Below are 10,831 nucleotides of genomic sequence, written 5' to 3'. Positions count from 1 at the left end.
TTAAACAATAACTTAGTTTTAAAAAAATGGAGTAACAACAAATGAAAATCTCTCAATTGTTCTTGGGTCTTGTTGCTTGTTCAACTGCATTTGCTTATGCAGGTATTGATGGTATTTCGAGTAATGAAAGTAACATCAAAATCGGTGCTGCTGCTAATGCGAGCCATCCGGGTGGTGTAGCAGCAGTATCGGTTCAAGCTGCGGGTGCGCCCTATAACGCTTTTACAGGTTTTAATTCGTTAAAAGGTTTGGCTCAGGCTTTTGCTGCTCAGGGAACGAGCAACACCAATGTAACAGTTGGCAGCAAAACCTTTAATATTTCGCATATTCCAGTGTCTGCAATGCCACCTTCACACAGTGCATTAGGTAATTTTAACTTTGGTCAGGTGGGCACACAGGAAGTCTATTTTGGTGAATGGTGGAAAGCGGGCAACACGCCGGCAAGCGCGAGCCATACCGTTTACTACGCGGGTGATAACACCAATACCACTGTCCCAACCGCGGGTACTGCAACCTATACCGTTGCAGGTATTAATGGCTCTGCAAGCAATCTGTTAAGTGGTACGTTCACGGCAAACTATGGCGCGGGCACACTTGAAGGGACGCTTACAGGAACGGGTACGGCTGTTTCATCATTAAGCCTAGATGGTGTGGCATTTAACCCGGGTACTGCTGCCTTTGCAGGTTTGGCAACGGCTAACGGTACGGCTGGGGTAGACAACTCTGGTGTGGTTCAAGGTCAATTCTTTGGTGCAAATGCTTCGGCTTTAGCGGGTATTGCCCAGTTTGATAACGTGTCTTACAACACTGCATTTGGCGGTGCTAAAAATTAATGAATGCAAAAGGAATCTACACACGTAGATTCCTTTTGTTTTTGGTTTTTTGCTTGGTTGCTTCAGGTTTATTGTTTTATGAAACGAACGCTTTTGTGCTGTCTGACATTGTTGAGTTGTCCATTTTTATATGCTGACGAAGACACACAGCTTCGTCTCAATCAAAGCTTGGACCAAACGCTTTTACAAGAACAGCGCCAGTTTCACGAGCAGGGAACCATTCAATTACCAAAACTTCAAATTAATGGACAAGAATATAGTGTTGAGCAAAACCAGAATGATCTTGCCAAGGCATTATATTTGGCAGTCATGCAAAAACAGTGGCTCAAAGCCACGGTTTATCTAGAACATTATAAGAAATATGTTGGCTACGATCGGGCTTTAACCGACTTTGCCGAAGGGGCAGTTGCACGTTCTCAGGGTCAACTGAAATTGGCTGAACAAAAATTTCAAAGCAGCCTAAAACAACAACCTCATAATTTAATTTGTGAACTTGAGTTAGCGCGCGTGCTGTTTGAACAACAGAAGAATAAGGAAGCAGCACGCCTTTTTATTTCCATTCAAGACAAACTTAAACAAAGCGACCCTGCTGTAATCCCGTCTGGAGTTTTAACAACAGTAAATACTTTTGTTCAGGCATTAAAAAAACGAGACTCTTGGCAAGGCTCGGTTTCAGCGGGTTATACCTATGTCAGTAATTTAAATAGTGCATCTAAACAGACTAAAACTTTGATGTTTTATCAGACAGATAAGAACGGTAATATTACTGGAGGGCAGCAAATTACTAGTAAAAAGCAAAAAGCTGAGTCAGCAACGGGTTTGGATTACGAAGCCAGTCTTATAAAACGCTATGCGATTAAAGGCCATCATGGCGTGGCTTTACGTGTGCTGGCTTTTGGACAGTCCTATAACGACCACGCGGCATTTAATGAATCTAGCATTAACATTAATGCAGGCTACAGCTACTTTGACTTAAAAAATCAAATTGGGGTGAGTCCGCTTTTTGAACATAAACGTTATGATAACGATGGTCTTTACAGTGCGTGGGGAGCACGTGCCGAATGGATGCATTTTATCTCGGCCGATACAGCCTTTAAGCTTGAAGCTGAAAGAAAAGATTTAAATTATCAGAAATATAAAAGCTTTGGTGGTATAGAAAATTCAGCTTTTGCCACCTTCTGGAAGATTTTTCCAGACCAGTGGACTGTTTTTGGTGGTCTAGATTTAGTCGATCATTCTGCACAAGAAAAATATGTAGCTGCCTATGAACAGCAAGGTGTGCGGTTAGGTATAACCAAAAATTGGAGTGCTGGTTTTAACACTACTTTATTGAGTTCTTACCGTTGGCGTCAGTTTGATAAATACGCTGTAGGTTATTTGGCTCGTCGTCATGATTTCGAACAGAACTATACCTTTGTTGTGCAAATGCCGCGCTTTGAGTTTTATGGCATGACGCCTAATTTAACCTATCGCTATAACCAAAATAAAAGCAATGTCGATTGGTTGTATTCCTACGATAAACACAACATTAGCCTCAAGCTTGAGCATCGTTTTTAGGGAATAAGTCATGAAATCAAAATCTTTATTCCCTACACATGAGCCAATGGTCAAACTGCCTTTAACACAATGGCCGAAGCATTTTTATAAGTGCTTAACCGTAGCTGTTGTGATTGGTCTGCATGTGTTTGCTGTTTGGATGCTGAGCCATTTAATTGAACCTTACACTTTCAAGGCATCGCCAAAAGTAGATGCCTTAAAAGTAAGTTTTGTGTCGCTGGCACCTGCTAAAAAGCCATCAAATGACCAGACTGAAAGTAAGCCTATCGAAAAAAGTTTAACGCCTAAATCTACGTTAAACAGTTCGGTATCTTCTATACCTGAAGAATCAAAAAACTCGCCTAAAAATGTTCAAACATTAGCGTCAAAAACTGCTTCTAAAGAGGTGGTGCAAAATAATTTAAGTGACAAACAGCAAGCACAATCAAAAGCAAATTTAAACAGTTTAGCTTCACTCCAACCAGCGCAGAGTGCAGAAGGGCTGGCGGCCCATACAGACAAACAGTTGAGTTCGACAGACATTGCACAAACGAAAAGTGAGCACCTGCCACAAAACATCAGCAGCATAACCAAAAGTGGCGGTATCAAAACACCTGCAACGCAGCAAGAATATTCAAAAGCACCTAGTACTCAAGTTGAACACGATGACGTTGTTCAGGTGAGTAGTGTGGATGTGCTGATTTTTGGCGGGCTTGACTATGATGACCGCGAGTTAAAACAACAAAATCGTTTGGTTGAGGTGCGTATTCGTATTAATGAAAAAGGTAAACCGATTGACATACAGGTACGTCAAAGTTCAGGCATTCAAAGCCTTGATGAACGGGTCATGCAAGCTGTACGTAAATCCAGATTTAAACCCCACAAAATTAATGGTCGGGCCGTGACCATTGTTGTGGATTTTCCAGTCCAACTCAAACTCAATCGGGGCCGTTAACCGATGAGCCATATCCATTTTGCAGGAGAAAGATGATGAACTCATCTACAGAACAAATCATTAGTAACAGCTTGTCTTTACGTTTGAAACAAGAAACCGCTGCTGAACATGAACGTATGCATCAATTAATGTCGCAAGCAAAGGTGTTTTCAAGTAAAGAAAAATACGCACAATTTACGTTGTCTCAATATTACTTTCAGCGCGAAATTGAACATCTTTTTGAAAAAGAGGGCGTGGCAGGACTGATTCCGGACCTCGATATTCGCGGCCGCTCAAAACAAGCACTTGCCGATTTAAATGATTTAGGTATTCAACCTAACGGACAGCAATTACACAGTGAAAACGTACAGCTACCCGAAGCTTTAGGCTGGATTTATGTGTCTGAAGGTTCAACCTTAGGGGCTGCATTTTTATTTAAAGAGGCCCAAAAACATCTAGGGTTTTCGGAAACGTTTGCTGCGCGTAATTTAGCAGCCTATCCCGAAGGGCGCGCTAAAGTCTGGAAACGTTTTGTGCAAGCACTCGACGAAACGGGTTTCGACCGGACCCAGCAAGATCGTGTTGTACAAGGTGCTTTAGATGCCTTTGGATATTTTGGTCAGGCGCTTGATCAGCTTGATGAATTGAAATAATAAAAAGTGGATAAAGGGAAAACCCGATATGGACAAACTCAATCAAGTAAATGTGATCGTAAAACATGAGCAGTCGTTAGCACCCGCTCAACCAGTCAGTAAGCTTGCCCGTTCTGTTTGGGCGCGTTGGGTGTTTATTGGTTTGGCTTGGTTGTGTATTGCACTTGGCATATTGGGTGTTTTTATTCCGGGTTTACCTACCGTTGATTTTATAATTTTGACTGTTTTCTTTGCGGCTCGAGGCTCTGAAAAACTTCATCAATGGTTTCGAAATCATCGTTATATTGGTCCACTCATTCGCGAGTGGCAAGAACATCGGCGTATTCCTAAAAAGGCAAAATATATCTTGACATTCAGTATGAGTTTGGCGGCTATTTTTATGATTTGGACTATTCCACATCCGTGGTTTGTCTATCCGGCAATTTTATGTATGGCTGGGGTATTAATTTGGATGTGGTTAAAAAATTGAAGATTTAAGATTTGCACTGTTGCATAGTACGCTTCATGGTTTTTATAAAATCACGTGGTACTTCAGGGCTTTGTAAACTTAAACTTCCGAGTTTAAGCATCAGTTTAGGTGAATATTGACGTTCTAAACGATGATAAATGCACGTACAACTTGCACGGCTATGGCCCGCTGCCATACATTTTAAATAAAAATCACGTTGAGCATTATTTTTTTGACCAGCGAAAGCAACGGATACAAATAATAATCCGCCTAGAAAAACTGAATAATTATAAAGTGACATATATCTACTCATGATTGTTGTTTTTCATTATCCATATTTTGGCATAACTTTTTCAGGTTCAAAATCAGTTGATATCAACTTGCGGCTTCATCATAGTTAGAACTGTTTTAGAGGTCAAATTGATTTGAAGATGATCACTGTTTTATTGTCCTTAAAATAGACAATTTTGATTGTTGCTATTTTAGAGACAGTGTTACGACATTACACACCCTATTTTTTTACATCATTTTTTGCTTTCATAAACGTTTTAATTTTATTCATTTTTAATTGTAAAATTATTTTTAAACAATTCGATCACTTTAAAATTTTACTTTCATAGGACACGTCATATGCCAGATATCCCAATTAAAAAAGAGACAGAAAGTACATGGGCAATATGTCGGGACCCTGTTTTATTGACCATGGTTGGTGGGGCAATTGATACCATTGGTTTTATTGCTTTGTTTGGCTTTTTTACCGCACATGTGACTGGAAACTTGGTGTTGGCGGGGGCTGCGATGGTTAAAGGCGGTGCAGGTTTATGGATTAAGCTTGCTGCTATTCCACTATTTATTTTGACAGTTGTGATTACCAAGCTGCTAATTGACCGTAGTCAGGTGAAGCATAAAACGCTGTCTTATTTATTTTTATTTGAAGCCATCTTTCTGTGTGCTTTTATGGTTGCAGGACTTTACTTCGAACCGTTTAAAAATGCCGATGCAATTACGGTTGCACTAACAGGTGGGCTGGGTTTAATTGCCTTAGCTATTCGTAATACTTCAAGCAAAACACTCATTAAAAATATTAGCCCAAGCACCATGATGACCGGCAATACCACGCAGCTCGGTATTGATATTGCTAACTTGCTGAAAAACAATAATGCAGCCAATCGGGCAAGTTTTCTTAAAAGTGCCAGTATTGTTGTCGGGTTTGTGATTGGTGCCTTCTTGGGAGCAATTTTGTATGTCTATTTTGATTTCTGGAGCGTAGCGCCGTTTATTTTACCCATTTTATATTTTTCTTATTTAGCTTCGCAGCAAAAATTTAACCAAGCTTAATTAAGGTAGTGGATGAATTGGCCCGAATTAAATTGAGTTCGGGCTTTTTTATGGGCTTCAGTTTGCCAACTAAAAATGCGTATTCAAATTGTTCAGCTATGACTTTGCAGGCATAATGACCTGATGGGGAAATACATTCGCTAAGGGAATGCATAATGACAAAGTCTTGCCATTATTTAATGATAACAATAATGGGTCTGCTCAGCGGTTGTCAGGTCATTCATTTAAAAGAAAGTAATTTAAGCAATGCTTTAAAAAGTAAGAATGAAAGTATTCTGACCGACAACACTTTAAGTCATCAAACCCAAAACTTACTGTATTTGGTCAAAGAAGATGAAAAGTCTTGCCTGCAAAATTTTGATGATTGTTTAAATAAAATTCAGAGTCTCTCCGAAAATACGAGCCGAGAAGAGCGTTATGCTGCACTGAGTGAAATTTATTTAGCCAAGGCTTTAGATGTTGGGCGTAGCAATCAGTGTAATGTCATTAATAAAAGTAACAGTTGCGTTGAGCAAGAGTTAGCTTTGTTCGATAAAAGCTTGCGCTATAGTTATGTCTATTTATTTGACTCTGAAGAGTCACCATTCGATCGAGTGTTTGACCATCGGCAAAATCAGGTGCGTATTTTTTATAACGTCGCTTTGTCGAAGCTCATGACCACGTATTTTAATCATTTAAATACGCATTATTTTCCGTCTCTACTGAAAGCAGATGGGCATCAATATCATGTTAATTTTGATCATGCAGTAGATGTACAAAAGATTGAAGTCGATACTTTTCGCTCCAGCTATAACATGAATTTTTCTGGTTTTAACACCGTCAACCGTAAGGATGGTTTAGGGGCAGAGTTTATTGTCGGGCGTAAAGAAAATGATGTGAATCATGGCTTCATTTTAGACCCCGATGCTTTTTACGCTCATCAGATCAATCCTAATATTCATTTGCCTCGGTTCTTTCCGGTCACTGCCATTGCCTATCCTAAACAAACAGCAACAGCCGATCAGGTGATTGCTGGGGCAGAGTTAGAAATCGCGATGTTCGATCCATACAGACAAAGCCGTGTAAAGGTTGAAGGTGTGGACTATCCGCTCACAGCCAACTATTCGGCGCCCTATGGGCTTTGGCTGTCAAAATATAATTTAGGTGCAGCGGGTTATTGGTCTTTAATTAATAAAGAAACCAATTTAATCATGCCGCATTTATATATGCTGGAACCCTTTAACCCTAATAAAAAAATCATTGTGTTTGTTCATGGCTTGGCAAGTAGCCCAGAAGCTTGGGTGAGTCTGACCAATGACATTATGGGCGATGCCGAATTAAGACAAAATTACCAAGTTTGGCAGGTGTTTTATTCAACCAATATGCCTATTTTTGAAAGTCGTTTTCAGATTTATTCATTGCTCAATCAGGCTTTTCAAAACATTGCCAAAGATAGCTATGCTGCACACGATGCAGTATTGGTCGGGCATAGTATGGGCGGCGTCATTAGTCGTTTATTAGTCAGTAATGCCGATGTTTCCGATTTAGCCATGCAAAAAATGAATGACGCGCAGTTAAATCGTTTAAAAGAAAATCCAGTGATTAAAGAGCGTTTTCAGTTCAAAGCGCTTCCATATTTTAAACGCGTGGTTTTTGTTTCGTCGCCGCATCATGGTACCGACTACGCAGACCGATGGTTTACCCAAATTGCACGCCGTGTTATTCGCTTACCTGCTGACTTTTTTATTGCGGTCGAAATGAGAGATGAGAAAAACACGAAACTCAGAAAAGGCTTAATTGAAAATGGGGCGAGTAATTTAAGTCGTTCTTCAAACTTTATGCAGCTTACGCAGGCCATTCAGCCATCGTCTAACGTGGTCTATCACTCGATTATGGGTAACGTGGATGGGACGACTGATAAGTTAAAAAGCAGTGATGGTATTGTGCCTTATCAAAGTTCACATTTAGGTGGTGAGCAATCGGAGCTGATGATTAAAGGTGGGCATTCTATTCAAACAACGCCAGAGGCGATTTTAGAATTACGTCGTATTTTACGGTTGCATCTTAAGCAGTCACAGCCTTCAAAATAGAGCGTTTTATTTTTAGAAAACCACTGTTGAAATGGGTCAACAGTGGTTGAAATAATTAATTCAGCTCGTTTTGTTTAAGCGATTTTTTGTGTTCAAAGTAGCTGATTGAAAAAATAACCAAGCCGACCAAATACAAGACCACAGACAGGAGCAATAAATCTAATCCTGCTGCATAGAGCAACCAGAGCGCATAGATTGAAGCGACGCTTGCAATGGCAATATGTGGCGTGCGTTTGTGACGAATCGATTCTTTAAGATAAAAAGCAGACACCAGAAAATAAGGCAGCAAAATCATTACCGAAGAAATCAGTAAAAGCTGGGTGTAGTTTTTATTGAAAAAATACACCGCAATTAATGCACCTTGCACGACCAGAGTGGTGAGCCAAAGTGATGAAATCGGCACATTATTCTGATTATTCTTTAAAAATAATTTCGGGAATGCGCCATTTTTTGCAGCTAAATATGGAATTTCAGTTGCAAATAAAGTCCAGCTTAAATAAGACGAAGAAACTGAAATAATAAGGCCGATGGTAATAACGATAGTGCCCGGCAAACCGATGAGCTGCTGTAAAATGGTTGCCATTGATGGGTTATGCATGCCTGCAAGTGCTTCACGACTCACTACACCATAAGCCAAAACGGTGACCATCACGTAAAAACTTAACGCCAGTAGCACGCCTAAAATAGTGGCTTTACCAATGTCATAACGGTTTTTTGCACGCGATGATAAAACCACAGCACCTTCAATGCCGGTAAAGACCCAAAGGGTAATCAGCATCAGGTCTTTTACTTGCTGCCAAAGTGGAACTTTTAAAGTAAAGTCATTTAAGTTGAGTTTGAACAGGTCAAACTTAAAGGCAATAAAAGTGAAGAATATAAACACCACCATTGGAATAATTTTGGCAATGGTCGCCAGTAAATTCACAATAGCCGCTTCTTTAATGCCTCGACTGACCAACCAATGCACCAGCCATACAAAAATGCTTGAACCAATCAGTGCGTAGAGCGTATTACCTTCACCAAAAATAATATGGTCTTTGCTGTCGGTAAACATACCAACGCCCGAAAAGGCAATCACCACATAACCAACAATACCAATTGTGGTACATAACCAATAGCCCCAAGCCGAGCAAAACCCGATCAGGTCACCAAAACCTTCACGCGCATAGTTATAAATACCGCCGTCTAAATCTGGGCGTTGGCGAGTTAAATGTAATAGCGTGAGCGCTAAGAAAATAATGCCGACTCCGGTAATGAGCCATGCAACAAGAAGGGCAGAGCCGTTAGCGACTTGAGCCATATTTTGGGGAAGGCTAAATACGCCTGACCCCACCATAGAACTAAAGACCAGCGCTGTAAGAGACAATAATCCGATTTTGGCAGCAGACATGGTATTTATTCTTTAAAAAATTGAGAAAGTTCAGCAATGTGTTCTGGGCCAATACCACAGCAACCACCGACTAAACTTGCGCCTGCTTGCTGCCACTGCTTGGCAAAACCAAGATAAGCTGGAGCATCAAGATCTTTACGAACTTCATCAAGACCATCGTTTGCAGTTGCGTTGTCATCTTGTGGTGGAAACGCATTGGCATAGGCACCAATCTGTACAGACTCTGGAATGAGACCTTTAATTTCATTAATGGCTTGCAAGATCACTTCAGGCTGACAGCAGTTAAACAAAACCGCGTTAGCATTTGACTGTTTTATAAACTCAGCCACTTGTTGCATGTTTTCGCCTGAACGAAGTAGCGCTTGCTCTTGTTTAATTTCGTCTTGAAGCGTAAACGATACCCAATAGTCCTTACCATCTTTTGGTAATAACGCATGCACCGTTTCGACTTCTTTTAAGCACGATTGAGTTTCTGCTAACCAGAAATCCACCTCTGGTGCCAATGTATTAATGATGGGTTCAGCAAGGTCTTTAGCCTGCTCAACTTGAAATAGATCTGCACGGTAAGAACCAAATAAAGGTGGTAAGCAGCCTGCAATTTTGACATTTTTGCCGCTTTCTTTAACTGCATTTTTTGCTTGTTCGATCGCAACTCTAATTAAACGAACACCGTCAGTTTCAAAGCGTTCTTGCCCGATATGAAACGGTACAACAGCGTAGTTATTGGTGGTAATAACTTCTGAACCAGCGTTGATAAAATCAAGATGTACTTCTTTTACTGTTTCAGGCGCTTCAATGAGTGCGAGCGCAGACCACTCTGGTTGACGAAATGGGGCACCACGACGAGCAAGTTCACGGCCTAAACCGCCATCTAAAATTTTCATAAATTACAAAACAAAGGGAGAAAAATAATTCAGCTAATCTAGCGGGTACATGAAACATGTTCAATCGCTAATATGCTCGATATATTTCTAAATAAATTAGATTGTTATGAATATTTTTTCTTAAAAGAAATTCTGTAGATGATGTTCAGTTTTACTGATGAACTTTATGTGAAAAAGAAAACTTATTTATATAGGGCTATAGCCTAAAAAATAAGCTTAAAGTGCGCCATATTGTTGCCAACTCTCCCCAGTGTGCTGAGTTTTATAATAGGCTTTAAGTTGCTCAAGTTGACTGAAATGTATGCCTGACCAAATCAATAAGCTCATGAATATTAAAACTTTAGATAAGTCACGAACTTTTTCTAGGCGAGCAAAAGCTAACAGTACAAAAAATAGGGCAGGTAAAAATATAAAGAATTGAACAGAAGAGAAAAATAAATGAGCAGTACTAAAATATAATGCAGCAGCACTTAACAGTAGATTTAAAATTGAAAATAATTTCCGATATTTACCGAGCTTAAATGCATAAGCGGTCATTGCGAGTAACACGGCTGAACTTACATAAATCGCTGTACCGCCAATCATCCACATATAAAAACCGCTTAACAAAAGATAAGCCAGTAGCAAAACAAGCGCGAGCTTAAAACAAAATGTAAAGAGGCGGGATGATGAGTTTAAAGGCGTCATAGCTAATCTAAATATCTCAACTGAGGTCTTAAAAAACAAAAGGACGAATCGAAATTCAT

11 protein-coding genes are annotated in these 10,831 nt (G+C 40.0%); 7 read left to right on the top strand and 4 right to left on the bottom strand.

Going from position 1 to position 10,831, the window contains the following annotated elements:
- Nucleotides 1-41 precede the first annotated feature (41 nt).
- From MSG66_RS16485 to MSG66_RS16465, 5 genes are all read left to right on the top strand, one after another.
- Entirely contained in the window at nucleotides 42-833 is a 792-nt protein-coding gene (locus tag MSG66_RS16485) for a Slam-dependent surface lipoprotein (protein WP_324654642.1), read from the top strand.
- A gap of 102 nt (nucleotides 834-935) precedes the next feature.
- Complete coding sequence (locus tag MSG66_RS16480; protein ID WP_324654677.1) at nucleotides 936-2,390, top strand: porin family protein; 1,455 nt, start codon at nucleotides 936-938, stop codon at nucleotides 2,388-2,390.
- Between the two features lie 10 nt (nucleotides 2,391-2,400).
- Nucleotides 2,401-3,324, top strand: coding sequence for an energy transducer TonB (locus tag MSG66_RS16475; protein WP_324654641.1), 924 nt, complete (start codon nucleotides 2,401-2,403; stop codon nucleotides 3,322-3,324).
- A 32-nt stretch (nucleotides 3,325-3,356) separates the two neighbouring features.
- A complete protein-coding gene (locus tag MSG66_RS16470; protein WP_133974956.1) occupies nucleotides 3,357-3,956 on the top strand; it encodes a biliverdin-producing heme oxygenase in 600 nt (199 codons plus the stop codon).
- 28 nt (nucleotides 3,957-3,984) lie between these two features.
- On the top strand, nucleotides 3,985-4,425 hold the full coding sequence (locus MSG66_RS16465) for a YbaN family protein (RefSeq protein WP_324654640.1): 441 nt from the start codon (nucleotides 3,985-3,987) through the stop codon (nucleotides 4,423-4,425).
- Between the two features lie 4 nt (nucleotides 4,426-4,429).
- Here the strand turns inward: MSG66_RS16465 and MSG66_RS16460 are convergent, their stop codons facing one another.
- On the bottom strand, nucleotides 4,430-4,705 hold the full coding sequence (locus tag MSG66_RS16460) for a hypothetical protein (RefSeq protein ID WP_262472814.1): 276 nt from the start codon (nucleotides 4,703-4,705) through the stop codon (nucleotides 4,430-4,432).
- A gap of 329 nt (nucleotides 4,706-5,034) precedes the next feature.
- On the opposite strand from MSG66_RS16460, the gene MSG66_RS16455 reads away from it, so the two are divergent.
- A complete protein-coding gene (locus MSG66_RS16455; protein ID WP_133974950.1) occupies nucleotides 5,035-5,742 on the top strand; it encodes a YoaK family protein in 708 nt (235 codons plus the stop codon).
- 155 nt (nucleotides 5,743-5,897) lie between these two features.
- Nucleotides 5,898-7,811, top strand: a complete 1,914-nt coding sequence (locus tag MSG66_RS16450; protein ID WP_324654639.1) for an esterase/lipase family protein — start codon at nucleotides 5,898-5,900, stop codon at nucleotides 7,809-7,811.
- Nucleotides 7,812-7,866: 55 nt separating this feature from the next.
- Here MSG66_RS16450 and MSG66_RS16445 read toward each other — a convergent pair whose 3' ends face one another.
- The 3 genes from MSG66_RS16445 to MSG66_RS16435 all read right to left on the bottom strand — a co-directional run bounded on the left by MSG66_RS16445 (nucleotide 7,867) and on the right by MSG66_RS16435 (nucleotide 10,772).
- On the bottom strand, nucleotides 7,867-9,201 hold the full coding sequence (locus tag MSG66_RS16445; RefSeq protein WP_133974946.1) for a basic amino acid/polyamine antiporter: 1,335 nt from the start codon (nucleotides 9,199-9,201) through the stop codon (nucleotides 7,867-7,869).
- A gap of 5 nt (nucleotides 9,202-9,206) precedes the next feature.
- The gene (locus tag MSG66_RS16440; RefSeq protein WP_324654638.1) at nucleotides 9,207-10,085 is read right to left on the bottom strand and encodes a homocysteine S-methyltransferase family protein; all 879 of its coding nucleotides are present in this window, start codon (nucleotides 10,083-10,085) and stop codon (nucleotides 9,207-9,209) included.
- Nucleotides 10,086-10,301: 216 nt separating this feature from the next.
- Entirely contained in the window at nucleotides 10,302-10,772 is a 471-nt protein-coding gene (locus MSG66_RS16435) for a hypothetical protein (protein ID WP_324654637.1), read from the bottom strand.
- Nucleotides 10,773-10,831 lie beyond the last annotated feature (59 nt).

The organism is Acinetobacter sp. IK31 (genome assembly GCF_035615195.1).
Lineage (GTDB): Bacteria > Pseudomonadota > Gammaproteobacteria > Pseudomonadales > Moraxellaceae > Acinetobacter > Acinetobacter calcoaceticus_C.
Note: the sequence above shows the minus strand (reverse complement) of the source record. Positions and strands in the feature narration are given on the sequence as shown.

What these genes read in the sequence shown, in the direction of transcription:
- MSG66_RS16450 (WP_324654639.1), top strand. Translation starts at nt 5,898, where the DNA reads ATGACAAAGTCTTGCCATTATTTAATGATAACAATAATGGGTCTGCTC.
- MSG66_RS16475 (WP_324654641.1), top strand. Translation starts at nt 2,401, where the DNA reads ATGAAATCAAAATCTTTATTCCCTACACATGAGCCAATGGTCAAACTG.
- MSG66_RS16485 (WP_324654642.1), top strand. Translation starts at nt 42, where the DNA reads ATGAAAATCTCTCAATTGTTCTTGGGTCTTGTTGCTTGTTCAACTGCA.
- MSG66_RS16465 (WP_324654640.1), top strand. Translation starts at nt 3,985, where the DNA reads ATGGACAAACTCAATCAAGTAAATGTGATCGTAAAACATGAGCAGTCG.
- MSG66_RS16435 (WP_324654637.1), bottom strand. Translation starts at nt 10,772, where the DNA reads ATGACGCCTTTAAACTCATCATCCCGCCTCTTTACATTTTGTTTTAAG.
- MSG66_RS16445 (WP_133974946.1), bottom strand. Translation starts at nt 9,201, where the DNA reads ATGTCTGCTGCCAAAATCGGATTATTGTCTCTTACAGCGCTGGTCTTT.
- MSG66_RS16460 (WP_262472814.1), bottom strand. Translation starts at nt 4,705, where the DNA reads ATGTCACTTTATAATTATTCAGTTTTTCTAGGCGGATTATTATTTGTA.
- MSG66_RS16470 (WP_133974956.1), top strand. Translation starts at nt 3,357, where the DNA reads ATGATGAACTCATCTACAGAACAAATCATTAGTAACAGCTTGTCTTTA.
- MSG66_RS16440 (WP_324654638.1), bottom strand. Translation starts at nt 10,085, where the DNA reads ATGAAAATTTTAGATGGCGGTTTAGGCCGTGAACTTGCTCGTCGTGGT.
- MSG66_RS16455 (WP_133974950.1), top strand. Translation starts at nt 5,035, where the DNA reads ATGCCAGATATCCCAATTAAAAAAGAGACAGAAAGTACATGGGCAATA.